Below are 23,144 nucleotides of genomic sequence, written 5' to 3' on the forward strand. Positions count from 1 at the left end.
TGTCACACACCCCCGTTCCGGACAGCCGTCACACCCCGGAGGGGACCTCGGTCTTCTCGTCCGAGCCCGCGCTTCCCTCGGCTGCCGCGAGTGCGCGGTTGCGGCGCACGGAGGACCAGAAGGACCAGGCGATCAGGACGACGCCGACGAGGCCGGTGATGACCTCGTTGATCTCGTGCTGGATGGTGACCATGAGGATCACGGCCAGGGCGCCGATCGCGTAGTGGGCGCCGTGCTCCAGGTAGACGTAGTCGTCGAGGGTGCCCTGGCGGACCAGGTAGACGGTCAGCGAACGGACGTACATCGCGCCGATGCCGAGGCCGAGCGCCATCAGGACGATGTCGTTGGTGATGGCGAACGCGCCGATCACACCGTCGAAGGAGAAGGACGCGTCCAGGACCTCGAGGTAGAGGAACATGAAGAACGCGGCCTTGCCGGCGAGGGTGACGGCGGAGCGCTGTTTGCCGCTGCGGACGGCCTCTTCCTCCTCCTCGTGCTCACGTTCCTCGTCGGCCTCCAGTCTGTCCTCGAAGAAGCTGGAGAGACCACCGACGATCATGTACGTGATGAGGCCGGCGATGCCGGAGATCAGGACCGTCTGCGCCTTGTCGACGTGCGCGCCGCCGTGCTGGTGGGCGTGGGTCGCGAAGGTGAAGGAGGTGATCAGCAGGACGATCAGCGAGATGCAGACCGACAGCATGTCGACCTTGCCGAGCTTGGCCAGCGGCCGCTCGATCCAGCGCAGCCACTGAATGTCCCGGTCCTCGAAGATGAAGTCGAGGAAGATCATCAGCAGGAACATGCCACCGAAGGCCGCGATCGCCGGGTGGGCGTCGGTGACCAGCTCCTGGTAGCGGTCCTTGTTGTTGAGCGCGAGGTCGACGGCCTCGATGGGGCCCATCTTGGCGGTGACGGCGACGATCACGACCGGGAAGACCAGCCGCATGCCGAAAACGGCGATGAGCACGCCGACCGTGAGGAAGATCTTCTGCCAGAAGGCACTCATCTTCTTCAGGATTCCGGCGTTGACCACCGCGTTGTCGAACGACAGCGAGATCTCGAGGACGGACAGGATCGCCACGATGCCGAACGCGGTCCACCCCCCGTAGAAGACGGCCGCGACCAGGCCGAGCGCGGTAATCGCGAACGACCAGCCGAAGGTTTTCAGAAGCACTGGCTACCCAATCCGTATGTTGGGGGTCCCCCCAAGCGGTGCTTGGGGGAGGGTCTCCCCCGTCGCCGTCCGCGGCTTTACGAAACGTTGACTCCGAAGTCTAGAGCGATGCCCCGAAGTCCGGACGCGTACCCCTGGCCCACGGCCCGGAACTTCCATTCGCCTTGGTAGCGGTAGAGCTCGCCGAAGATCATGGCCGTTTCGGTGCCGGCGTCCTCGCTGAGGTCGTAGCGCGCGAGTTCCTGGCCGTCGGCCTGGTTGACGACGCGGATGAAGGCGTTGGAGACCTGCCCGAAGGTCTGGCCGCGCTCGTCGGCCTGGTGGATCGAGACCGGGAAGATGATTTTGTCGCAGGTGGCCGGCACCTTCGGCAGGTCGACCAGGATGCTCTCGTCGTCGCCCTCGCCCTCACCTGTGAGGTTGTCACCGGTGTGCTCCACCGAGCCGTCGGGGCTCTTGAGCTGGTTGTAGAACACGAACCACTCGTCGCCCAGCACCCGCCCGCCCTGGCACAGCAGCGCGCTGGCGTCCAGGTCGAAGTCGGCGCCGGTGGTGGAGCGCGCGTCCCAGCCGAGCCCGATCATGACGTTGGTGAGGTTCGGTGCGGCCTTGGAGAGGGAGACATTGCCTCCCTTGGCGAGCGTGACGCCCATTGTGCTGGTCCTCCCCTTTGTGGTGCCTCTTCGGTTGTCCTGCGCGTCCGGCGCCGCGCGTAAACGGCGTGGCGCCGGACGAGGTGGTCATACGTCTCGGACGTCGACGTCGGGGACGCTGACGTCTGGGACGCTGACGTCTGGGACGTCGACGCGACAGACGCTGACGCGTCAGACGTTGACGCCGAAGTCCTGCGCGATGCCGCGCAGGCCCGAGGCGTAACCCTGGCCGATGGCGCGGAACTTCCACTCCGGGCCGTTGCGGTAGAGCTCACCGAAGACCATCGCGGTCTCGGTGGAGGCGTCCTCACTGAGGTCGTACCGCGCGATCTCCTGTCCGCCGGCCTGGTTGACGACGCGGATGAACGCGTTGCGCACCTGGCCGAAGGACTGCTGGCGGTTCTCGGCGTCGTAGATCGACACCGGGAAGACGATCTTGTCGACGTCGGCCGGGACCCCGGCCAGGTTGACCTTGATCTGTTCGTCGTCCCCCTCGCCCTCACCGGTGAGGTTGTCGCCGGTGTGCTCCACCGAGCCGTCGGGGCTCTTGAGGTTGTTGAAGAAGACGAAATTCTGGTCGCTGCCGACCTTGCCGGCGGCGTTCAGCAGCAGTGCGCTGGCGTCGAGGTCGAAGTCCGTGCCGGTCGTGGTGCGGACGTCCCACCCCAGACCGACGATGACGGCGGTCAGGCCCGGGGCCTCCTTCGTCAGCGATACGTTGCCGCCCTTGCTGAGGCTGACTCCCACGGGTCCTCCATGTGGTGTCCAGGGGCGGGGAGCCCCGTCTTGCGTCGGATACCGGATCAACGTTTCGATCCTAGTGACGGGTTCCCGCCCCCCGCAGGCCCTGGACCCGAAGAATCACCCGGGTCACAGGGTGTCGAGCGCCTTCACGTACTCGTTCAGGTCACGGGCGTCCGGCAGATCGTTGACCACGGTCCACCGCACGACGCCCTCCTTGTCGATGATGAAGGTCCCACGGACGGCACAACCCTTGTCCTCGGCGAAGACGCCGTACGCGCGCGAAGTGTTGCCGTGCGGCCAGAAATCGCTCAGCAGCGGGTACTCAAGGCCCTCCTGCTCGGCGAAGACGCGCAGGGTGGGGACGGAGTCGTTGGAGACGGCGAGCAGCTGGGTATCGTCGTTGACGAACGTCGGCAGGTTGTCGCGCAGCTCGCACAGCTCGCCGGTGCACACGCCGGTGAAGGCGAAGGGGTAGAAGAGCAGCACCACGTTCTTGTCGCCGCGGAAGTCCGAGAGCTTCACCGTGCGGCCGTGGTTGTCCTTGAGCTCGAAGTCGGGCGCCGTGTCGCCGACCTGGATCGCCATCGTCCTGCATCCCTTCGGAGGGGCTGTTCGGGTGGCTCCACCCTACGCAGCCGCCACCTGGACCTTCCGGACGGGCTGAGCGAAGTCAGCCCGTCCGGTGTTCGAGGGCGAGGCCGTTGAGAGGCCGAACGGGGGGCTGTACTCAGCCCCCGGGGCCGGCTCACGGGCCGGCGGTCACCTCTTGATCAGCGCTTCGACTTGGCTGCCTTCGGCGTCACCAGACGGGAGCCGCTCCAGTCCTTGCCGACGCTGACGCTCTTGGACGCCGACAGGCCCGCGGTCGTAGCGGCCTCCGAGATGTCGCTCGGCTCCACGTAGCCGTCACGGCCGGTCTTCGGCGTCAGCAGCAGGATCGACCCGCCCTCTTCGATGTACGTGGTGGCGTCCACCAGCACATCCGTCAGGTCACCGTCGTCGTCGCGGAACCAAAGCACCACGGCGTCGGCCACGTCGTCGTAGTCCTCGTCGACGAGGTCGCTGCCGATGACTTCCTCGATGGACTCGCGGAGCTCCTGGTCGACGTCGTCGTCGAAGCCGATCTCCTGGACCACCTGCTCGGGCTGGAACCCCAGCCTGATGGCAGGGCTCGTCCGCTCCTCCGCGTGGTCCGCGGTCGCGCTCACGGGTTGCCTCCTGATCATGTTCTCGGTGAATATCTCAGCCACGCGCGTGCGCGAAGCATTGGCCGTAGTCCACACGGGCGGGACGGATCGCGCAAGTACCCGGCGGTTCAGACCGCCGAAACGGTGACGATCCCGACCGTGTCGCCTCAACTCCTGGCACGGTACCCCGACCTGGCGTGACCCACATCACACCCATACGTCCCATTTGCACCGTGTTCAGACCGGGCCGACGGAGTACGACTCGAGGGAAACCGTACGCACCTCTCGGTTACCTCACGGTAGAGATGACGTGGGCCGCCCCGAGGTACACGATGGGGAACGGTGCAGACACAGATGCGTACAGCGGAAACGCGACAACAGCAGCCCTCTGACAGGTAAGGAACAGCGTGGCTTCCGGATCCGATCGCAACCCGATCATCATTGGCGGCCTTCCGAGTCAGGTTCCTGACTTCGATCCCGAGGAGACCCAGGAGTGGCTCGACTCCCTGGACGCCGCCGTGGACCAGCGCGGCCGTGAGCGGGCCCGCTATCTGATGCTCCGCCTGATCGAGCGGGCCCGCGAGAAGCGCGTGGCCGTGCCCGAGATGCGCAGCACGGACTACGTCAACACGATCGCGACCAAGGACGAGCCGTTCTTCCCCGGCAACGAGGACATCGAGCGCAGGATCCTCAATGCGACCCGCTGGAACGCGGCCGTGATGGTCTCGCGCGCCCAGCGCCCGGGCATCGGCGTCGGCGGTCACATCGCCACGTTCGCCTCCTCGGCCTCCCTGTACGACGTGGGCTTCAACCACTTCTTCCGCGGCAAGGACGAGGGCGACGGCGGCGACCAGGTCTTCTTCCAGGGGCACGCCTCGCCGGGCATCTACGCCCGCGCGTTCCTCCTCGACCGGCTCGACGAGGCGCAGCTGGACGGCTTCCGTCAGGAGAAGTCGAAGTACCCCGACGGCCTCTCCAGCTACCCGCACCCGCGCTCGATGCCGGACTTCTGGGAGTTCCCGACGGTCTCCATGGGCCTCGGCCCGCTCGGCGCGATCTACCAGGCTCGGATGAACCGCTTCATGGAGGCGCGCGGCATCGCCGACACCTCCAAGTCGCATGTGTGGGCGTTCCTCGGCGATGGCGAGATGGACGAGCCCGAGTCGCTCGGCCAGCTGTCCATCGCGGCGCGCGAGGGTCTGGACAACCTGACCTTCGTCGTCAACTGCAACCTGCAGCGGCTGGACGGTCCGGTGCGCGGCAACGGCAAGATCATCCAGGAGCTGGAGTCGCAGTTCCGGGGCGCCGGCTGGAACGTCATCAAGCTGGTCTGGGACCGCACCTGGGACCCGCTGCTCGCCCAGGACCGCGACGGCGTGCTGGTCAACAAGATGAACATCACTCCGGACGGCCAGTTCCAGACGTACGCCACCGAGTCGGGCGCTTACATCCGCCAGCACTTCTTCGGGGACGACCACCGGCTGCGCGCGATGGTCGAGAACATGACCGACGACCAGATCCTGCACCTGGGGCGCGGCGGCCACGACCACCGGAAGATCTTCGCGGCGTTCTCGGCGGCCAAGGCGCACAAGGGCCAGCCGACGGTGATCCTCGCCAAGACGATCAAGGGCTGGACGCTGGGCCCCAACTTCGAGGGCCGCAACGCCACGCACCAGATGAAGAAGCTGACGGTCGCCGACCTCAAGGGCTTCCGCGACCGTCTGCACCTGCCGATCGCCGACAAAGAGCTGGAGTCCGGCCTGCCGCCGTACTACCACCCGGGCCGCGGCTCGGAGGAGATCCAGTACATGCACGACCGGCGCAAGGGCCTGGGCGGTTACGTCCCGACCCGCGTCGTGCGTTCGAAGCCGCTACCGCTGCCGGACGACAAGACGTACGCGACCGTGAAGAAGGGCACCGGCCAGCAGTCCATCGCGACGACCATGGCCTTCGTCCGTCTCCTCAAGGACCTCATGCGGGACAAGGAGATCGGCCGCCGCTTCGTCCTGATCGCGCCGGACGAGTACCGCACGTTCGGCATGGACTCCTTCTTCCCGAGCGCGAAGATCTACAATCCGCTCGGCCAGCAGTACGAGTCGGTGGACCGCGATCTGCTGCTCGCCTACAAGGAGTCGCCGACCGGCCAGATGCTGCACGACGGCATCTCGGAGGCGGGCTGCACGGCGTCGCTGATCGCGGCGGGCTCGGCCTACGCGACGCACGGCGAACCGCTGATCCCGGTGTACGTCTTCTACTCGATGTTCGGTTTCCAGCGCACCGGTGACCAGTTCTGGCAGATGGCCGACCAGATGTCGCGCGGTTTCGTCCTGGGTGCCACCGCGGGCCGTACGACCCTGACCGGCGAGGGCCTCCAGCACGCGGACGGCCACTCCCAGCTGCTCGCCTCGACCAACCCGGCGTGCGTGGCGTACGACCCGGCGTACGCGTACGAGATCGCCCACATCGTGCAGGACGGCCTGCGCCGGATGTACGGCGGCGACGTCGAGCACCCGCACGGCGAGGACGTCTTCTACTACCTGACCGTCTACAACGAGCCCATCCAGCACCCGGCCGAGCCGGCGAACGTGGACGTCGAGGGCATCCTCAAGGGCATCCACCGGCTGAGCGCGGGCACGGCGGGCACGGTCCCGGCGCAGATCATGGCGTCGGGCGTCGCGGTGCCGTGGGCGCTTCAGGCGCAGCGGATCCTCGCCGAGGACTGGAACGTACGGGCGGACGTCTGGTCGGCGACCTCCTGGAACGAGCTGCGCCGCGAGGCGGTTGCCGTCGAAGAGCACAACTTCCTCCACCCGGAGGAAGAGCAGCGGGTGCCGTACGTGACGCGGAAGCTGAGCGGCGCGGAGGGTCCGTTCGTGGCCGTGTCCGACTGGATGCGATCGGTTCCGGACCAGATCGCGCGCTGGGTGCCCGGGACGTACCAGTCCCTCGGCGCGGACGGCTTCGGCTTCGCGGACACGCGGGGCGCGGCCCGCCGCTTCTTCCACATCGACGCGCAGTCGATCGTGGTGGCGGTGCTGACCGAGCTGGCGCGGGAGGGCAAGGTCGACCGTTCGGTGCTGAAGCAGGCCATCGACCGGTACCAGCTGCTCGACGTGTCGGCGGCGCATCCGGGGGCGGCAGGGGGCGACGCGTAGAGCTGCGCGGCCTGGACGGATGAGGGGGCGGTGCCCGCGGCACCCCCCCTCACGTTTTCCTTACGATGCGGCCATGAACGAACAGTCGGCTCAGGCGCGTTGGGAACGGCTCAGCCAACGGCCCCTGCTGGCGCTCGCGGTGGCCTTCGCCGTCGCCTATGCCGTACCGATCGTGGACAGTTCCGCGGACGCCTCCGTGACCGTCGCGTGCACGGTGGTCGAGTGGGTGGTGTGGGGGTCGTTCGCCGCGGACTATCTGGTGCGGCTGGCGCTCACCCCGCGGCGCCGGGAGTTCGTACGGACGCACTGGATGGACCTGTGCGCCGTGGTGCTGCCGATCCTGCAGCCGCTACGGCTGCTGCGGCTGGTGTCGACGCTGCTGCTGGTGGGTCGGCGGGCGCGGATGGCCTCGCAGATCCGGCTGACGACGTATGTCGCGGGGGCGGTGGTCGGACTGCTGATGTTCGGGTCGCTCGCGGTGCTGTCCGTGGAACGGGAGGCGCCGCACGGGAACATCCGGACGCTGGGTGACGCGATGTGGTGGTCGTTCACGACGATGACGACCGTGGGGTACGGGGACCACGCGCCGACGACCGGGCTCGGGCGGATGATCGCGGTGGGGTTGATGCTGTCCGGGATCGCGCTGCTGGGTGTGGTGACCGCGAACATCGCGGCGTGGTTCATTGCGCGGTTCGAGAAGGACGATGTGGAGGAGCGGCGGCAGACTGCCGCGATTGCTGAACTTACCGAGGAGGTCAGGGCGTTGCGTGCGGAAGTGGCGGCGTTGGCTTCGGCGGCGCGGGAGGAACAGCGGAGTTGAGGGGTGGGCCGGTGCTGGTGCCGGGCGGGAGTGGGTTTCGCTCGCCCGCGCTTGCGGGGTGCCTCCCCCACTCTCGGCTTCGCTCGAGCGGGGGACCCCCATCGCCCACCCGTGCCGCCTGGGGGTCCCCCGCTCGAAGCGTGGGGAGAGGCACGACTGCCCGCAGCAGTCGCCGTTCTGGCGCAGCTGCGGGCAGTCGTCGTTCTGCTGGGGCTAGATGTGGCCCATACCCGCCTCCGCGCCGGCGTTCTCGCCGCGCTTCGTCAGGAACGCCACGAAGACCGCGATCGCCGCCACGCCCGCCGCGACCAGTGACGCGAGGCTCATGCCGGAGATGAACGTGTCGTGGGCAACGGAGGTGATCTTCTCGATGATCGGCTCCGGCGTGCCCTTGGCGACCGGGGCGACGCCCACCTGGACCGCCTCGGACGCCTGGTCGAGCTGGCTCGGCGTGAGCTTCGGCAGCCCCGCGTCGGCCCAGTTGCCCGGCAGGTCGCTGTCGACCTTGGAGGCCATCACGGCGCCGAGGACCGCCGTACCGAGGCTGCCGCCGATCTGCATCGCGGCCTGCTGGAGACCGCCGGCCACGCCGGACAGCTCCATCGGGGCGTTGCCGACGATGACCTCGGTGGCGCCGACCATGACCGGCGCGAGACCGAGGCCCAGCAGGGCGAACCAGACCGACATGATGGCGCTGCCGGTGTCCGTCTCCAGCGTGGACATGCCGTACATGGCGATTGCGGTGGCCGCCATGCCGCCGGCCAGCGGGATACGCGGGCCGAACTTGGTGATCAGCGCGCCCGCGAGCGGGGAGCCGACGATCATCATGCCGGTCAGCGGCAGAAGGTGCAGACCCGCGTTGATCGGGCTCATGCCGTGCACGTTCTGCAGGTAGAAGGTGACGAAGAACAGGCCGCCCATGAAGGCGATCGCCATCAGGACCATGAGCACCACACCGGCGGACAGCGGCACGGAGCGGAACAGGCCCAGCGGGATCAGCGGCGCCTTGACCCGCGTTTCCCAGAAGGAGAAGGCCGCGAATCCCACCACCGACGCGGCGATGAACGCCCACGTCTTGCCGTCGCCCCAGCCCCACGCGGGAGCCTTGATGAGGGCCCAGACCAGACAGAACATCGCGCCGGACAGCAGCGCGATGCCGAGGATGTCGAAGGAGCGCGGGGCGTTCTCGGCGCGGTGGTCGCGCAGGATCAGGGCGCCCAGGACGAGGGCGATGAGGCCGACCGGCACGTTGATGAAGAACACCGACTGCCAGTTGACGTGCTCGACGAGGACACCGCCGAGGATCGGGCCGCCCGCGGTGGACGCGCCGATGACCATGCCCCAGATGCCGATCGCCATGTTGAGCTTCTCGGCCGGGAAGGTGGCCCGCAGCAGGCCGAGCGCGGCCGGCATCAGCAGCGCGCCGAAGAGGCCCTGGAAGACGCGGAAGGTGACGACCGCGGCGATGCTGTTCGACAGGCCGATGGCGCCCGACGCGGCGGCGAAACCGGTCACGCCGATGAGGAAGGTCTGCCGGTGGCCGAAGCGGTCACCGAGCTTGCCCGCGGTGATCAGGGAGACCGCGAGGGCGAGGAAGTAGCCGTTGGTGATCCACTGCACCTGGGCGAACGTGGCGCCGAGGTCCTTCTGGATGGCCGGGTTCGCGATGGCCACGATGGTGCCGTCGAGGGCCACCATCATGACCCCTACGGCGACGGTGATGAGGGTGAGCCACGGGTGGCCGCGCAGGCCCGACGCCGGCGCCGGGCCGACCGGGGCCGCCGGTGCCCGGTCCCCCGCCGACTCGATGGTGGTCTGACTAGTCATACCGCACACGCTAATGTCAGCGTCTGACAGTTGACAAACCAATTCACAAGTCGGTAACTGTCACGTCACCCATATATACCCTGCACTGGGAGAACAGTTCGAAAGCGAGGTCCCATGGAGACGCTGCGCGAGCGCAAGAAGCGGCGCACCCGGGACGCACTGCTTCGGGCCGCCGTCGAGCTGTTCACCACTCAGGGGTACGAGGCGACGACCGTCGACGAGATCGCCGACGCCGTCGAGGTCTCGCAACGCACCTTCTTCCGCTACTTCCCCGGCAAGCAGGAGGCCGCCTTCGCCCTCCAGGAGATAGCGGAGGCGCACTTCGTCGAGGCCGTGCGCGAACGCCCGCCGCACGAGACACCGCTGGAGGCGCTGCGCCAGGCCGTGCTCGAGGGCTGGGACACGATGCACGAGGCCATCGCCGCCGTCGTGCCGATCGAGCTGTATCTCCGTATGTACCGGGTGATCGAGTCGAGCCCCGTGCTGCTCGCCGTGCATCTGCGCCGCTCCGTGGACACGGAGGACGAGCTGACACGGGTGCTGGCCGCGCGCGAGGGTGTCGACGCCGAGACGGACCCCCGGCCGCGCCTCGCGGTGGCGGTGTTCGGTGCGGTGATCCGGGTGACCGAGCGCCGCTGGTCCGTCGGGGACGACTTCAGCGTCTCGGCGATGCGCGAACTGACGGCCGCTTATCTCGACCAGGTGGGACCGGCGCTGATGGGGAACTGGCGGGAGAACTGACCGCTGGTCATGTTCTCCTGCTGATCCCGTCCTTACAGCTGAGGTCGTCGTCACACGTTCCGAAACGTGATACCAGTCACTCGGTTACCGCGAGACCCTCCCGTTCTCCTAGTGTGTCCTCCCAGTGACTTCCTTCGACACCTCCCCGCAACTCAACGTCTGGCGCATGCTGCTCGCGCTGGCCGTCGTGTTCGTGATGCTCGCGACCACCGGCTGGACCGCCCTGCACAGCCATCGGGAGTCCACCGCCCTGCAGACCTCGCTCAGCGCCTGGGACAAGGGCAGCGTCGTCGGCCACCGGCTGCCGGACCCGCACGCGGCCCCCGCCCTGCTCAGCCGGTTCTTCGCCTCGCTCACCGCACAGGAGCGCGCGCACCTCGCACACCGCTACCCCCTCGCCGTCGGCAATATGAACGGCGCCCCGGTCGAGCTGCGCTACCGCGCCAACCGCATCGCCCTGAACGACGCGCGCAAGGTCGAGAAGAAACGCATGCACGACAGCCGCCTCACGGCCGCCGGCCAGCAGCAGGCGGGCCGCCGTATGCACCGCTACGAGGCGCTGATGACCAGGGGCCGGCACATCCTCGCCTTCGATCCCGAGGGTTCGGGCCGGATCGCCGAGGTGTTCGGGAGCCTGTCGAAGGCCGAGCGGATCTCCGTCGTCGTCCCCGGCGTCGACACCGACCTGCTCAGCTTCCAGAAGACCAACCACAAGTACTCCGCGACGGCCGGCATGGCCGAGGCCCTGCACGCTGCCGAGCGCAGGGCGAGCCCCTCGACGCGTACGGCCGTGATCGCCTGGGCCGACTACACCGCGCCCTCCGGCCTCGGTGTGGACGCGGCCACGGCGATGCGCGCCGAGGACGGCGCCGTACGACTGAACGCGCTGCTGCGGGCCCTGCCCGGCAGCGCGCCGGTCTCGATGTTCTGCCACAGCTACGGCTCCGTGGTCTGCGGGGTCGCCGCGCACGGCATGCCCGGCCGGGTCGCCGACATAGTGGTGGCCGCCAGCCCCGGCATGCGGGTCGGCAAGGCCGCGCACCTGGGCACCACCGCCCGGGTGTGGGCGATGCGGGACGCGACCGACTGGGTCCAGGACGTGCCGTATCTGGAGGTCGGCGGGCTGGGCCACGGCGCGGACCCGGTGTCCACCGCGTTCGGGGCGCGGGTGCTGTCCGCGCGCGACGCGAAGGGACACAGCGGCTATTTCGAGCCGGGCACGGACAGTCTGCGGAACTTCGCCGCGATCGGGGTTGGCGCGTACCGCTCGGTCACATGCGCTCACGAAGACGACGGGTGCCGGACGGGTTTGCCCGGTACGACGGCGGCAAAACGCGCGTAGAGGCGCAGGAACTGCGGTCTGCGCGGGGAGGGGACGGAGGAGCGCGTGCCGCATACGATGAGCCGCATGGGTGACGTACTGGCCGGATTTCATGCCGCCTGGGAGTTCGAGTCCGACTCCGTGCTCATCCGCTACGAAAGGGGGATTCGAACACCAAAGCTGTTCCAGGCCCTCGGTGAACGCCGTGTCCCCCTCGCGGCGTTGCAGGGGGTGACACTCACATCGGGCAAGCGCGGCACGGTCGTACTGCGCGCCGAGCCCCGCCCCGGCGCCGATCCCCTGATGGAGGCGGCGGCCGGGCAGCTGGCGGAGGGCAACGACCCCTACCGACTGGTCATGCCCGCCGAGCGCGAGACCCTCGCCGAGTACTACGCCGACGAGCTGAGCGGGCTGCTGACCGAGTCCGGTCCGGCCGAGCGCCATCTGGTCCCGGCCCCCGAGGCGCCCCGGCACTTCAAGGCGTACGACGCGAAGGCGTCCTTCGACGGTACGGCCGTGCACTTCCGCTGGTTCTGGACGGGCGCGTCCTCGGCGAAGTGGAAGGCCGGCGACCAGAGCTTCCCGGTCGCCGACCTGAGCGGGGTCGAGTGGCGCTCCCCCGAGGTCTTCGAGGGGCATCTGCGGCTCCTGCACCGCGACGCCCCGGCCGAGCAGCCCGCCCCGCCCGACCAGGACCCGGCGACGGTCGTCTTCGGCCTGGGCTACGGCCCGGTCCACGAGTCGCTGCCCTTCGCGGCGGCCGTCCTGGCCGCGGTCCGCGAGCGCGGCGCGGTGGCCGCCGTACCCGCTGCGTCACCGGCGCGCCGCGACCCGGCGGACATCGCCGAGCGGATCCGTCACCTCGGGGAGCTGCACCGGGCCGGGCTGGTCACGGACGAGGAGTTCTCCGTGAAGAAGGCCGAGCTGCTGGCGGAGCTGTGATCAGCGGCCGGCCCGCTCCCGCTCCCACTCACGCACGCCGTCGGCGTAGAAGCTGATCTTCCGGTCGAGCACGGCGAGCGTGTCGCGCAGCTCGGCGATCCGGGTCAGTACGTCCCGGCGGGTGGACTCGAGCAGCTCCTGCCGCTCCCCGAACGTGTGGTCGCCCTCGCGCACGAGCTCGGCGTACCGCACCATGTCCGCCACCGGCATGCCGGTCAGCCGCAGCTTGGTCACGAAGTCCAGCCAGTCCAGGTCGCGGTTGCAGTAGCGGCGCTGGCCGGTGTGCGAGCGGTCGATGTGGGGCATCAGGCCGATCCGCTCGTACCAGCGCAGGGTGTGGGCGGTCAGGCCGGTGAAAACGACGACCTCGCTGATCGTGTAGCTGTCCTCCCCGTCCGGGCGGGGGTGGCGCCGGGGCGGGGCGGAACAGATGTCGGCGGGGTTGAGATCTTGCTCGGTGTCCGCGGGCGTGGTGTGCATCACCGTCATGACCTCCACGCTATGGCCTTGGAGTGCACTCGAAGCAAGCGAACCCGGTAAGAAACGGGCGGGACTGTCCCGAGGGCGGTGGCTAATGTGCGGGGCATGAGTTTCGTACGTCGCGCCGCGCCCGAGGACGCACAGGAAGTGCTGCGTCTTCGACAGTTGATGATCGATTCGCTGTTCGGAAACGACCGGTCCACGGACTGGCATGGGGAGTCCCTGCCCAATCTCCGGAAGCGCCTGGGCGAGCCGGAGGGGGACTTCGCCGTGTTCGTCGTGGACCATCCCGAGCGGCCGGGGGCGCTGGCCACGCTGGCGGCCGGGACGATCGAGTACCGGATCGGGCGGGCCGCCAATCCGCTGGGCACGGTGGGCTTCGTGTTCAGCGTGGCGACCGACCCGGAGGCGCGCCGGCGCGGGTACGCGCGCGCGTGCATGGGCGAACTGCTGGAGTGGTTCCGCTCGCGCGGTGCCGGTCAGGTCCAGCTCACCGCGTCCGCCGAGGCGCGCCCGCTGTACGACTCACTCGGCTTCCGGCCCAAGCCCGACCCCTTGCTGGAGCTGAGGCTCTGAGCCCGTAGGCTCGACGGCATGTCGCTGCAGAGCCTCGCGCTGATCGAGAACTGGCCCGTGCCCACCGCCGCGGCGGGGGTCGTACGCGCCGACGGCACGGTCCTCGGGACCCACGGTCCGGTCGACGCCAAATTCCCGCTGGCGTCGGTCACCAAGCCGCTCGCGGCGTACGCCGTGCTCGTCGCGTACGAGGAGGGGGCGATCGAACTCGACGAGCCGGCCGGGCCCCCCGGGGCGACGGTCCGTCATCTCCTCGCCCACACCTCGGGACTCGCCTTCGACGAACACCGGGTGACGGCGCCTCCGGGAGAACGACGGCTGTACTCCAACGCGGGGTTCGAGCAACTCGGGGACCATGTGGCCAAGGCGACGGACATCCCCTTCGGGGAGTATCTGCGGCAGGCGGTGCTGGAGCCCCTGGGGATGACGTCGACATCGCTGGCCGGGTCGCCGGCGAAGGACGGGGTGTCGACGGTCGCGGACCTGCTGCGCTTCGCCGCAGAGTTGCAGGCGCCGCGGTTGCTGGAACCGCAGACGGTGGCCGAGGCGATGACTGTGCAGTACCCGGGGACGAAGGGTGTGCTGCCGGGGTACGGGCATCAGAACCCGAACGACTGGGGGCTCGGCTTCGAGATCCGCGACTCCAAGTCACCGCACTGGACAGGCAGTTCGTCCTCGCCGCGCACCTTCGGCCACTTCGGCCAGTCCGGTACGTTCCTGTGGGTCGACCCGGATGCGGGGGTGGCGGGGGTTGCCCTGACGGACCGGGCGTTCGGACCGTGGGCGGTCGAGGCTTGGCCGGTGTTCACGGATGCGGTGCTGGGGGAGCTGCGCTAGCCGGACATCTCCCACAGCAGGAGTTCGGCTGCCGTCACGCCGACCGCTTCCAACTCCCTGGCCTCCGTGATGCGCGCCGCGTCGCCCGGGGCGAGCTTCTCGCCTCCGAGCCGGACCTCCCCCCGCACCACATGCACGTACACGTAGGCCGCGTCCGGAACCGCGGTCCGCTCCCCCGGGACCAGGCGCCGTACGTGGAGCATCGCTCCGGCCTCGGGGACCGCGTACGGGGTGGAGTCGGCGATGCCGTGGACTATCTCGTAGGACGGGGTGCCGCCGGGTTCCAGGGGCGCGAGCCACATCTGGACGAAGGTCAGCGGGACGTCGCCGTCGTTGCGCTCCACGTGCCGCACACCGCCCGCTGAGCTCAGGCGCTGCACGTCGCCGGGCCGCACCAGCGTCTCGTGGCCCGTCGAGTCGCGGTGCGTCAGCTCGCCCTCGACCACCCACGTGACGATCTCGGTGTGGCTGTGCGGATGCTCGTCGAATCCGGCGCCGGGGGCGAGCCGTTCCTCGTTGCAGGCGATCACCGCGCCGAAGCGCAGGTTGCCGGGGTCGTAGTGCGGACCGAAGGAGAAGGCGTGCCAGGACTCGATCCCGCCCTCCGGCTCCCCACCGGGATAGCGCTCCGCAGCGCGCCGTACGTCCATCACGCCCCCCACGGTAGCCCCGACAGACAATGTGACCGAACGAACAGTACGGCTCCACCGACGCCCACTGCCCCCCGAACCAACGGCAAGGGCCCACCAACGCCCACTGGTCCAACGCGCGGGCCGCGAGGGAGCCGTAGGCGACCGAGCCAATACAACCAGCGCCCGGTACACGACCCATCCATCCAATAAGGCAGTCTTGTCCCGTGCCCGAACCCGAAGCCCATAAGCCCGACCGCCCAGCGCATGACGTCCACTCCCACTCCGCGACCCTGAAGCGGCTGGAGAGGTCGTCCGGGAGTCTTGCCGCGCAGGCCATCGCGCGGATGGACGAGACGCTGCCGTGGTACCGGGCCATGCCCCCGGAGAACCGTTCCTGGATCGGGCTCGTGGCCCAGGCGGGTATCGCCGCCTTCACCGAGTGGTTCCGGCACCCGGACGCCCCGCAGGCCATCTCGACGGACGTGTTCGGGACCGCGCCGCGTGAGCTGACGCGGGCCATCACGCTGCGCCAGACCGTGGAGATGGTGCGCACCACCATCGAGGTCATGGAGTCGGCGATCGACGAGGTGGCGGCGCCCGGCGACGAGAGCGTGCTGCGCGAGGCGCTCCTCGTGTACGCCCGTGAGATCGCCTTCGCGACCGCCCAGGTGTACGCCCAGGCCGCCGAGGCACGCGGTGCCTGGGACGCGCGGCTGGAGTCGCTCGTCGTGAACGCCGTGTTGAGCGGTGAGGCCGACGAGGGCGCGGTCAGCCGGGCCGCCGCGCTCGGCTGGAACGCCCCGGAGCATGTGTGCGTCGTGCTCGGCACCGCGCCCGACGGCGACAGCGAGTTGACCGTCGAGGCGATCCGGCGGGCCGCCCGGCACGCCAAGCTCCAGGTCCTCACCGGGGTGCTCGGGGACCGGCTCGTCGTGATCGCGGGCGGCCGGGACAACCCGCTCGCCGTCGCCAAGTCGCTGATCGGCCCGTATGCCGCCGGACCGGTGGTCGCGGGTCCCGTCGTACCCGATCTGCTGGCCGCGACCCGGTCCGCGCAGGCCGCCGCCGCCGGGCTCAAGGCGTGTACCGCCTGGCAGGACGCACCGCGGCCGGTGCTGGCGGACGATCTGCTTCCGGAGCGCGCGATCGCCGGTGATCCCGGTGCGCGTGAGCAATTGGTGGAGGAGATCTACAGACCGTTGGAGGAGGCCGGCTCGGCGCTCCTGGAGACACTCTCCGTCTACCTGGAACAGGCGAGCAGCCTGGAGGGCGCCGCCCGGATGCTCTTCGTCCACCCGAACACCGTGCGCTACCGGCTCCGACGTGTGACGGACGTCACCGGCTGGTCGCCATCCGATGTACGATCCGCGTTCACGCTGCGGATCGCCCTGATCCTGGGGCGTCTGGTGGATGGCGATCTCCAGTCGTAGCCCTTTGTCGGGGCCCTACAAAACCCCCTCCTGTTCTTCGTCCTTGTCCTCACGGGCGGCTGTGGCCGTCCACAAGAGAGAGTGTGAGAGTGCTTGTACTCGTCGCTCCCGGCCAGGGCGCCCAGACGCCCGGCTTCCTGACCCCTTGGCTCGATCTGCCCGGTGCCGCCGACCGCATCGCCGCCTGGTCGGACGCCATCGGACTCGACCTGGTCCACTACGGCACCCAGGCCGACGCGGACGCCATCCGTGACACCGCGGTGGCCCAGCCGCTGCTGGTCGCCGCCGGGATCCTGTCCGCCGCGGCACTGGGTGACATCACGCAGGACGTCGCCCCGGGCGCGGTCGCGGGTCACAGCGTCGGCGAGTTCACCGCCGCCGCCTTCGCGGGTGTGCTGGACGACACCGCCGCGCTCGGCCTCGTGCGCAAGCGTGGTCTCGCCATGGCCGACGCCGCCGCGATCACGCTGACCGGTATGTCGGCGCTGCTCGGCGGCGACCCCGAGGTCTCCGTCAAGCACCTGGAGAAGCTGGGCCTGACCCCGGCGAACATCAACGGCGCGGGCCAGATCGTCGCCGCGGGCACGCTGGAGCAGCTCGCCGCGCTGGCAGAGGACAAGCCCGAGGGCGTCCGCAAGGTCGTGCCGCTGAAGGTCGCCGGCGCCTTCCACACGCACCACATGGCCCCCGCGGTCGAGACGCTGGCCAAGGCCGCCGCGGATCTCGCGCCCGCGGACCCGAAGGTCACCTATGTCTCCAACAAGGACGGCAAGGCCGTGGCCACCGGCGCCGAGGTGCTGGAGCGCCTCGTAGGCCAGGTCGCCAACCCCGTCCGCTGGGACCTGTGCATGCAGACCTTCCAGGAGCTGGGCGTCAGCGCGCTGATCGAGGTGTGCCCCGGCGGCACCCTGACCGGCCTGGCGAAGCGCGCTCTGCCGGGCGTCAAGACGCTCGCCCTGAAGACCCCCGACGACCTCGACGCGGCGCGCGAGCTCATCACCGAGCACGCAAACGCCTGACGCCCTAAGGAGCCGACCGATCATGTCGAAGATCAAGCCCAGCAAGGGCGCCCCGTACGCGCGCATCCTCGGGGTCGGCGGCTACCGCCCGACCCGGGTGGTGCCCAACGAGGTGATCCTCGAGAAGATCGACTCGTCCGACGAGTGGATCCGTTCGCGCTCCGGCATCGAGACCCGGCACTGGGCGGGCCCCGAGGAGACCGTCGCGGCCATGTCGATCGAGGCCGCCGGCAAGGCGATCGCGGACGCGGGCATCACCGCCGAGCAGATCGGCGCCGTGGTCGTCTCGACCGTCTCGCACTTCAGCCAGACCCCGGCCGTCGCGACCGAGATCGCCGACAAGCTGGGCACGGACAAGGCCGCCGCCTTCGACATCTCCGCGGGCTGCGCCGGCTTCGGCTACGGCCTCACGCTCGCCAAGGGCATGATCGTCGAGGGCTCGGCCGAGTACGTCCTCGTCCTCGGTGTCGAGCGGCTGTCCGACCTGACCGACCTGGAGGACCGGGCCACCGCCTTCCTGTTCGGCGACGGCGCGGGCGCGGTCGTGGTCGGCCCCTCGCAGGAACCCGCGATCGGCCCGACCGTGTGGGGCTCCGAGGGCGACAAGTCCGAGACGATCAAGCAGACCGTGACGTGGGACCGCTACCGCAGCGGTGACCAGACCGGCCTGCCCGTCGACAGCGAGGGCAACGTCAAGTTCCCCGCGATCACGCAGGAGGGCCAGGCGGTCTTCCGCTGGGCCGTGTTCGAGATGGCGAAGGTCGCCCAGCAGGCGCTGGACGCGGCCGGGATCACCGCGGACGACCTGGACGTCTTCATCCCGCACCAGGCCAACGTGCGGATCATCGACTCGATGGTGAAGACCCTCAGGCTGCCGGAGCACGTCACGGTCGCCCGGGACATCCGCACCACCGGCAACACCTCGGCCGCCTCGATCCCGCTCGCGATGGAGCGGCTCCTGGCGACCGGCGAGGCGAAGAGCGGCGACACCGCGCTGCTCATCGGTTTCGGGGCGGGTCTCGTCTTCGCCGCGACGGTCGTTACCCTCCCCTAGGCACTCCGTGCCGGATCATGCTTCCGGTACGGGTCGAGCAACACCGCCACACCCTCTGGATATCTACGAAGGAGCGCCAACATGGCCGCCACTCAGGAAGAGATCGTCGCCGGTCTCGCCGACATCGTGAACGAGATCGCCGGCATCCCGGTTGAGGACGTCCAGCTGGACAAGTCCTTCACCGACGACCTGGACGTCGACTCGCTGTCCATGGTCGAGGTCGTCGTCGCCGCCGAAGAGCGCTTCGACGTCAAGATCCCGGACGAGGACGTCAAGAACCTCAAGACCGTCGGCGACGCGACCGACTACATCCTCAAGCACCAGGCCTGAGTCAACCCCCGGGTCTGACGCTGCAAGCCCCGCCACCCGGCGGTGGCGCCGCTGAATCCTCGTACTTCGTTGGAGAAGGAATTCCCGTGAGCCCGACCAATCGCACCGTGGTCGTCACCGGTATCGGCGCAACCACACCGCTGGGTGGCGACGCAGCCTCGACCTGGGAGGGCCTGATCGCCGGCAAGTCCGGCGTCAAGCCCCTGGAGCAGGAGTGGGCCGCCGAGCAGGCGGTCCGTATCGCGGCGCCCGTCGCCGTGGAGCCCTCCGAGGTCATCCCGCGGCCGCAGGCCCGCCGCCTGGACCGTTCGGCGCAGTTCGCGCTGATCGCCGCTCAGGAGGCCTGGAAGGACGCCGGTTTCACCGCCCGCGCGGGTGAGGACGATGCCGTCGACCCCGACCGGCTCGGCGCGGTCATCGCCTCCGGCATCGGTGGCGTGACGACCCTGCTCGACCAGTACGACGTGCTGAAGGAGAAGGGCGTCCGCCGCGTCTCCCCGCACACCGTCCCCATGCTGATGCCGAACGGCCCCTCGGCCAACGTCGGTCTGCTCGTCGGCGCGCGCGCCGGCGTTCACACCCCGGTCTCCGCCTGCGCGTCGGGCGCCGAGGCCATCGGCTACGCCATCGAGATGATCCGCACCGGCCGCGCCGACGTCGTCGTCGCGGGTGGCACAGAGGCGGCGATCCACCCGCTGCCCATCGCCGCGTTCGGCAACATGATGGCGATGTCCAAGAACAACGAGAACCCGCAGGGTGCCTCGCGTCCGTACGACGTCGACCGCGACGGCTTCGTCCTCGGCGAGGGCGCGGGCGTTCTGGTCCTGGAGTCCGCCGAGCACGCCGCGAAGCGCGGTGCCCGCGTGTACGCGGAGGCGGTCGGCCAGGGCATCTCCGCCGACGGCCACGACATCGTGCAGCCGGAGCCGGAGGGGCGCGGCATCTCGCACGCGCTGCAGAACCTGCTCGACAACACCGACCTGGACCCGGCGGAGGTCGTGCACGTCAACGCGCACGCCACGTCGACGCCGGCCGGTGACGTGGCCGAGCTGAAGGCGCTGCGCAAGGTGTTCGGCGACGACACGGACCACATCGCGGTCTCCGCGACCAAGTCGATGACCGGTCACCTGCTCGGTGGCGCCGGTGGTGTGGAGTCGGTCGCGACCGTGCTCGCGCTCTACCACCGGGTGGCTCCGCCGACCATCAACGTCGAGAACCTCGACCCCGAGGCGGAGGCGAACGCGGACGTCGTGCGTGGCGAGGCGCGCAAGCTGCCCGTGGACGGGCGTATCGCCGCGCTGAACGACTCGTTCGGGTTCGGCGGCCACAACGTCGTGCTTGCGTTCCGTACGGTCTGAGTTCGGCCGTAGGTTGCCGTGAACGGCGATTGGCCCGCACCCCGGGTTGGGGGCGGGCCAATCGCCGTTTCGGTGTCCGTTGTATGCCGCGTGCGGGCTCGTCGCGCCCACGCGGCGGAGCCGCATGTCGGCACAGCCCCGCGCCCCTTTCGGGGCGCTGCCCTCAGGGGGTTCAGACGACCTGGTGCAGCCAGCGCACCGGTGCGCCCTCTCCCGCGTACCTGAACGGCTCCAACTCGTCGTCCCAGGGCTTGCCGAGGAGCTTGGAGAGTTCCGCCTCCAGGTCCGTCTCGCCGCGCCGGCTGCGGAGCAGGGCCGCGCGCAGGCGGTCCTCCGGGATGAGGATGTCGCCGTGGATGCCGGTGACGGCGTGGAAGATGCCGAGCTCGGGAGTGCAGCTGTAGCGCTCGCCCTCGGCCGTGGGGCTGGGCTCGGCGGTGACCTCGAAGCGGAGGAGTTGCCAGCCGCGCAGCGCGGAGGCCAGTTTGGAGGCTGTGCCCTCCTCGGCCTGCCAGGAGAACTCCGAGCGCCAGGTGCCGGGGGCCGCCGGCTGCCGGATCCAGTCGAGGCTGACCCGGGTGCCGAGCACCCCGGCGACGGCCCACTCGACGTGCGGGCACAGCGCGCGCGGCGCGGAGTGTACGTACAGAACTCCACGTGTCGTCACCGGGACCTCCGGGCAGAGCGGGTCATTGTTGCAGTCGGGCAGGGCGGCCGTGGCGCGACGGCCACGTTGATGGCGAGGCTACCGTGCGGCGGCGCGAGGAGTGTGACGTACGGACCGTCCCGCTGCCAGGAACCCCTGCCATTCACCCAGGGGGACGCTTGTACGGGTGTGAGGCGTTGCATGCCGAACCCCGGGAACCCTCGCGCGTTGCTTTTATAGGGACACAGCATGGGTTGGGCACCGTGACAGTAGGAAAAGGGGATGGACAAGGGCATGCGAAACCGACGTCGGCGTTCCCGTGCCGTCCTCGCCGTCACGCTGGCGGCCGCGCTGGGCGTGGCGGGCTGCGACGCCCTGGGGGGCAACTCCCCAGCGCCGAAGGCCACCAAGGCCACCAAGGCCAGGCTCAGCCCGGTGTGGGACCGCAGCCCGTCCTCCGTCGCCGCCGTCGGCGACTCCATCACCCGGGGTTTCGACGCCTGCTCGGTGCTGTCGGACTGCCCCGAGGTGTCCTGGGCGACCGGCACCAGCACCGAGGTCGACAGCCTGGCGGTACGGCTGCTGGGGCGGACGCGGGCCGAGGAGTACAGCTGGAACTACGCGATGACGGGCGCCCGAATGGCCGACCTCCCGGACCAGATGGCCCAGGCGGCCACGCGCAGGCCCCAGTTGGTGACGGTGATGGCGGGGGCGAACGACGCCTGCCGGTCCTCGGCGCGGGCGATGACGCCGGTGGACGAATTCCGGGAGGAGTTCGAGGAGGCGCTGGCCACGCTGCGTCGCGCGCTGCCGAAGACGCAGGTGTACGTGGCGAGCGTGCCGAACCTGAAGCGGCTGTGGTCGCAGGGCCGTACGAACCCGCTGGGCAGGCAGGTGTGGAAGCTGGGCATCTGCCCGTCGATGCTGGGCGACGCGGACGAGATGGGCTCGGCGGCGACGGTGCGCCGGGACAGGGTGCAGCAGCGGGTGGAGGACTACAACCAGGTGCTGGAGGAGGTGTGTGCCAAGGACCGGCGGTGCCGTTTCGACGGGGGCGCGGTGTTCGCCTACGAGTTCGGCCCGGCCCAGCTGAGCCACTGGGACTGGTTCCACCCGAGCAAGGACGGCCAGGCGCGGCTCGCCGCGATCGCGTACCGGACCATCACGGCGGAGGGGCCGTGACCTAGAATTTTTCCACATGAGCGAACTTTTCGGCACACTTCCCGACGGCACTCCGGTCCACCGCTGGACGCTGAAGCGCGCGGGAGTGCGGGTGCGGGTCCTGACGTACGGCGGGATCGTCCAGTCCGTGGAGGTCCCGGACCGGGACGGACGAGCGGCGAACATCGTGCTGAGATTCGCCGGCCTCGACGGTTATCTGGCCCACCCGGAACCGTTCCTGGGCGCTCTGATCGGCCGCTACGCCAACCGGATCGGCGGTGCCCGTTTCCCGCTGGACGGCCTGATCTACGCGCTCGAACCCAACGACGGGCCCAACAACCTGCACGGCGGCCCGCGCGGCTTCGACAAGCGCGTGTGGGACGCGGAGCCGGTCGAGCACGGGGTGCGGCTGACGCGGGTCAGTCCGCACGGCGAGGAGGGCTTCCCGGGGCGGCTCGAGGTCACGGCGACGTACACGCTGGACGAGTCCGGTGCGCTAAGGATCGCGTACGAGGCGGTCACGGACGAGCCGACCGTGGTGAACCTGACCAACCACAGCTACTTCAACCTGGCTGGTGCGGGGAACGCGGGCGGGCACGAACTGCGGCTCTATGCCTCCCGGTTCACCCCGGTCGACGCGCACCAGATCCCGGTCGGCGAGCCCGAGGACGTGACCGGCACGCGCTTCGACTTCCGCAAGGCGCACAAGGTCGGCTCCGGCTTCGACCACAACTACGTGCTCGACAAGGGCGTCACGGACACGCCTGTCGAGGTCGCCGAACTGCACGACCCGGCGACCGGCCGGGTGCTGACGGTGGCGACGACCGAGCCCGGCATCCAGCTCTACACCGCCGACCACCTCGGCGAGCCCTTCGCCCCCGGCGACGCGGTCGCCCTGGAGACCCAGCACTTCCCCGACTCCCCCAACCGCCCGGACTTCCCGAGCACCCAGCTGCGGCCGGGCGAGGTGTACCGCTCGGAGACGGTGTACGGCTTCGGCGTACGGTCGTAACTCGGTTCGGCGAGCCCCGGTCCAGGGGTCAGGTCCCGGACCGGG

The 23,144-nt window shown here is 69.6% G+C and carries 23 protein-coding genes; 14 read left to right on the top strand and 9 right to left on the bottom strand.

Annotation, left to right across the window (positions count from 1 at the left end; all coding sequences use genetic code 11):
* Positions 1 to 28: 28 nt before the first annotated feature.
* The 5 genes from ACFYXB_RS20760 to ACFYXB_RS20780 form a co-directional block, all read right to left on the bottom strand.
* On the bottom strand, positions 29 to 1,174 hold the full coding sequence (locus ACFYXB_RS20760; protein ID WP_351350970.1) for a DUF475 domain-containing protein: 1,146 nt from the start codon (positions 1,172 to 1,174) through the stop codon (positions 29 to 31).
* Positions 1,175 to 1,251: 77 nt separating this feature from the next.
* A complete protein-coding gene (locus ACFYXB_RS20765; RefSeq protein WP_351350972.1) occupies positions 1,252 to 1,827 on the bottom strand; it encodes a TerD family protein in 576 nt (191 codons plus the stop codon).
* Between the two features lie 171 nt (positions 1,828 to 1,998).
* Positions 1,999 to 2,574: a TerD family protein gene (locus tag ACFYXB_RS20770; protein ID WP_389584316.1), complete on the bottom strand. Its 576-nt coding sequence runs from the start codon at positions 2,572 to 2,574 to the stop codon at positions 1,999 to 2,001.
* A gap of 123 nt (positions 2,575 to 2,697) precedes the next feature.
* Positions 2,698 to 3,156 carry a peroxiredoxin gene (locus ACFYXB_RS20775; RefSeq protein ID WP_389584319.1) on the bottom strand — a complete coding sequence of 153 codons (459 nt, stop codon included), beginning with the start codon at positions 3,154 to 3,156 and terminating at the stop codon, positions 2,698 to 2,700.
* A 185-nt stretch (positions 3,157 to 3,341) separates the two neighbouring features.
* The gene (locus ACFYXB_RS20780) at positions 3,342 to 3,779 is read right to left on the bottom strand and encodes a DUF3052 domain-containing protein (RefSeq protein WP_351350978.1); all 438 of its coding nucleotides are present in this window, start codon (positions 3,777 to 3,779) and stop codon (positions 3,342 to 3,344) included.
* Between the two features lie 386 nt (positions 3,780 to 4,165).
* On the opposite strand from ACFYXB_RS20780, the gene aceE reads away from it, so the two are divergent.
* Both aceE and ACFYXB_RS20790 read left to right on the top strand, forming a co-directional pair.
* Positions 4,166 to 6,913 carry a pyruvate dehydrogenase (acetyl-transferring), homodimeric type gene (aceE, locus tag ACFYXB_RS20785; RefSeq protein ID WP_389584321.1) on the top strand — a complete coding sequence of 916 codons (2,748 nt, stop codon included), beginning with the start codon at positions 4,166 to 4,168 and terminating at the stop codon, positions 6,911 to 6,913.
* A gap of 73 nt (positions 6,914 to 6,986) precedes the next feature.
* Complete coding sequence (locus ACFYXB_RS20790; RefSeq protein ID WP_389584323.1) at positions 6,987 to 7,733, top strand: potassium channel family protein; 747 nt, start codon at positions 6,987 to 6,989, stop codon at positions 7,731 to 7,733.
* A gap of 213 nt (positions 7,734 to 7,946) precedes the next feature.
* Here the strand turns inward: ACFYXB_RS20790 and ACFYXB_RS20795 are convergent, their stop codons facing one another.
* Positions 7,947 to 9,560, bottom strand: a complete 1,614-nt coding sequence (locus ACFYXB_RS20795) for an MFS transporter (RefSeq protein ID WP_389584325.1) — start codon at positions 9,558 to 9,560, stop codon at positions 7,947 to 7,949.
* A 114-nt stretch (positions 9,561 to 9,674) separates the two neighbouring features.
* Between ACFYXB_RS20795 and ACFYXB_RS20800 the strand changes: the two genes are divergently transcribed.
* From ACFYXB_RS20800 to ACFYXB_RS20810, 3 genes are all read left to right on the top strand, one after another.
* Positions 9,675 to 10,301 carry a TetR family transcriptional regulator gene (locus ACFYXB_RS20800; protein WP_351350986.1) on the top strand — a complete coding sequence of 209 codons (627 nt, stop codon included), beginning with the start codon at positions 9,675 to 9,677 and terminating at the stop codon, positions 10,299 to 10,301.
* Positions 10,302 to 10,425: 124 nt separating this feature from the next.
* Positions 10,426 to 11,643: an alpha/beta hydrolase gene (locus ACFYXB_RS20805; RefSeq protein ID WP_389584328.1), complete on the top strand. Its 1,218-nt coding sequence runs from the start codon at positions 10,426 to 10,428 to the stop codon at positions 11,641 to 11,643.
* A 66-nt stretch (positions 11,644 to 11,709) separates the two neighbouring features.
* The gene (locus tag ACFYXB_RS20810; protein WP_389584331.1) at positions 11,710 to 12,564 is read left to right on the top strand and encodes a DUF4429 domain-containing protein; all 855 of its coding nucleotides are present in this window, start codon (positions 11,710 to 11,712) and stop codon (positions 12,562 to 12,564) included.
* Here ACFYXB_RS20810 and ACFYXB_RS20815 read toward each other — a convergent pair whose 3' ends face one another.
* Positions 12,565 to 13,053, bottom strand: coding sequence for a MerR family transcriptional regulator (locus ACFYXB_RS20815; protein ID WP_389584334.1), 489 nt, complete (start codon positions 13,051 to 13,053; stop codon positions 12,565 to 12,567).
* A gap of 96 nt (positions 13,054 to 13,149) precedes the next feature.
* Between ACFYXB_RS20815 and ACFYXB_RS20820 the strand changes: the two genes are divergently transcribed.
* Both ACFYXB_RS20820 and ACFYXB_RS20825 read left to right on the top strand, forming a co-directional pair.
* A complete protein-coding gene (locus tag ACFYXB_RS20820; RefSeq protein ID WP_389584337.1) occupies positions 13,150 to 13,620 on the top strand; it encodes a GNAT family N-acetyltransferase in 471 nt (156 codons plus the stop codon).
* Positions 13,621 to 13,638: 18 nt separating this feature from the next.
* Positions 13,639 to 14,457, top strand: a complete 819-nt coding sequence (locus ACFYXB_RS20825; protein ID WP_389584339.1) for a serine hydrolase domain-containing protein — start codon at positions 13,639 to 13,641, stop codon at positions 14,455 to 14,457.
* On the opposite strand, the gene ACFYXB_RS20830 is transcribed toward ACFYXB_RS20825, so the two are convergent.
* On the bottom strand, positions 14,454 to 15,107 hold the full coding sequence (locus ACFYXB_RS20830) for a pirin family protein (protein ID WP_351351067.1): 654 nt from the start codon (positions 15,105 to 15,107) through the stop codon (positions 14,454 to 14,456). The two genes, ACFYXB_RS20825 and ACFYXB_RS20830, sit on opposite strands and share 4 nt — an antisense overlap.
* 206 nt (positions 15,108 to 15,313) lie before the next feature.
* Between ACFYXB_RS20830 and fasR the strand changes: the two genes are divergently transcribed.
* The 5 genes from fasR (at position 15,314) to fabF (ending at position 20,280) form a co-directional block, all read left to right on the top strand.
* A complete protein-coding gene (gene fasR / locus ACFYXB_RS20835) occupies positions 15,314 to 16,519 on the top strand; it encodes a fatty acid biosynthesis transcriptional regulator FasR (RefSeq protein WP_389584342.1) in 1,206 nt (401 codons plus the stop codon).
* Positions 16,520 to 16,608: 89 nt separating this feature from the next.
* A complete protein-coding gene (locus ACFYXB_RS20840) occupies positions 16,609 to 17,538 on the top strand; it encodes an ACP S-malonyltransferase (protein WP_389584560.1) in 930 nt (309 codons plus the stop codon).
* A 22-nt stretch (positions 17,539 to 17,560) separates the two neighbouring features.
* The gene (locus ACFYXB_RS20845) at positions 17,561 to 18,592 is read left to right on the top strand and encodes a ketoacyl-ACP synthase III (protein WP_388502531.1); all 1,032 of its coding nucleotides are present in this window, start codon (positions 17,561 to 17,563) and stop codon (positions 18,590 to 18,592) included.
* Positions 18,593 to 18,673: 81 nt separating this feature from the next.
* Positions 18,674 to 18,922, top strand: coding sequence for an acyl carrier protein (locus ACFYXB_RS20850; RefSeq protein WP_015660680.1), 249 nt, complete (start codon positions 18,674 to 18,676; stop codon positions 18,920 to 18,922).
* Between the two features lie 86 nt (positions 18,923 to 19,008).
* On the top strand, positions 19,009 to 20,280 hold the full coding sequence (gene fabF / locus ACFYXB_RS20855; RefSeq protein ID WP_389584347.1) for a beta-ketoacyl-ACP synthase II: 1,272 nt from the start codon (positions 19,009 to 19,011) through the stop codon (positions 20,278 to 20,280).
* A gap of 172 nt (positions 20,281 to 20,452) precedes the next feature.
* Here the strand turns inward: fabF and ACFYXB_RS20860 are convergent, their stop codons facing one another.
* The gene (locus tag ACFYXB_RS20860; protein WP_351351005.1) at positions 20,453 to 20,947 is read right to left on the bottom strand and encodes a DUF3145 domain-containing protein; all 495 of its coding nucleotides are present in this window, start codon (positions 20,945 to 20,947) and stop codon (positions 20,453 to 20,455) included.
* A gap of 273 nt (positions 20,948 to 21,220) precedes the next feature.
* Between ACFYXB_RS20860 and ACFYXB_RS20865 the strand changes: the two genes are divergently transcribed.
* Positions 21,221 to 22,108: an SGNH/GDSL hydrolase family protein gene (locus ACFYXB_RS20865; RefSeq protein ID WP_389584351.1), complete on the top strand. Its 888-nt coding sequence runs from the start codon at positions 21,221 to 21,223 to the stop codon at positions 22,106 to 22,108.
* Positions 22,109 to 22,124: 16 nt separating this feature from the next.
* Positions 22,125 to 23,099 carry an aldose epimerase family protein gene (locus ACFYXB_RS20870; RefSeq protein WP_351351007.1) on the top strand — a complete coding sequence of 325 codons (975 nt, stop codon included), beginning with the start codon at positions 22,125 to 22,127 and terminating at the stop codon, positions 23,097 to 23,099.
* Positions 23,100 to 23,144 lie beyond the last annotated feature (45 nt).

Origin of the sequence: Streptomyces sp. NPDC002619 (assembly GCF_042889305.1) — a bacterium.
Classification (GTDB): Bacteria; Actinomycetota; Actinomycetes; order Streptomycetales; family Streptomycetaceae; genus Streptomyces.

What these genes read in the sequence shown, in the direction of transcription:
- ACFYXB_RS20815 (WP_389584334.1), bottom strand. Translation starts at nt 13,053, where the DNA reads ATGACGGTGATGCACACCACGCCCGCGGACACCGAGCAAGATCTCAAC.
- ACFYXB_RS20865 (WP_389584351.1), top strand. Translation starts at nt 21,221, where the DNA reads ATGCGAAACCGACGTCGGCGTTCCCGTGCCGTCCTCGCCGTCACGCTG.
- ACFYXB_RS20790 (WP_389584323.1), top strand. Translation starts at nt 6,987, where the DNA reads ATGAACGAACAGTCGGCTCAGGCGCGTTGGGAACGGCTCAGCCAACGG.
- ACFYXB_RS20795 (WP_389584325.1), bottom strand. Translation starts at nt 9,560, where the DNA reads ATGACTAGTCAGACCACCATCGAGTCGGCGGGGGACCGGGCACCGGCG.
- ACFYXB_RS20810 (WP_389584331.1), top strand. Translation starts at nt 11,710, where the DNA reads ATGGGTGACGTACTGGCCGGATTTCATGCCGCCTGGGAGTTCGAGTCC.
- ACFYXB_RS20845 (WP_388502531.1), top strand. Translation starts at nt 17,561, where the DNA reads ATGTCGAAGATCAAGCCCAGCAAGGGCGCCCCGTACGCGCGCATCCTC.
- ACFYXB_RS20825 (WP_389584339.1), top strand. Translation starts at nt 13,639, where the DNA reads ATGTCGCTGCAGAGCCTCGCGCTGATCGAGAACTGGCCCGTGCCCACC.
- ACFYXB_RS20775 (WP_389584319.1), bottom strand. Translation starts at nt 3,156, where the DNA reads ATGGCGATCCAGGTCGGCGACACGGCGCCCGACTTCGAGCTCAAGGAC.
- ACFYXB_RS20830 (WP_351351067.1), bottom strand. Translation starts at nt 15,107, where the DNA reads ATGGACGTACGGCGCGCTGCGGAGCGCTATCCCGGTGGGGAGCCGGAG.
- ACFYXB_RS20765 (WP_351350972.1), bottom strand. Translation starts at nt 1,827, where the DNA reads ATGGGCGTCACGCTCGCCAAGGGAGGCAATGTCTCCCTCTCCAAGGCC.
- ACFYXB_RS20870 (WP_351351007.1), top strand. Translation starts at nt 22,125, where the DNA reads ATGAGCGAACTTTTCGGCACACTTCCCGACGGCACTCCGGTCCACCGC.
- ACFYXB_RS20800 (WP_351350986.1), top strand. Translation starts at nt 9,675, where the DNA reads ATGGAGACGCTGCGCGAGCGCAAGAAGCGGCGCACCCGGGACGCACTG.
- ACFYXB_RS20850 (WP_015660680.1), top strand. Translation starts at nt 18,674, where the DNA reads ATGGCCGCCACTCAGGAAGAGATCGTCGCCGGTCTCGCCGACATCGTG.
- ACFYXB_RS20820 (WP_389584337.1), top strand. Translation starts at nt 13,150, where the DNA reads ATGAGTTTCGTACGTCGCGCCGCGCCCGAGGACGCACAGGAAGTGCTG.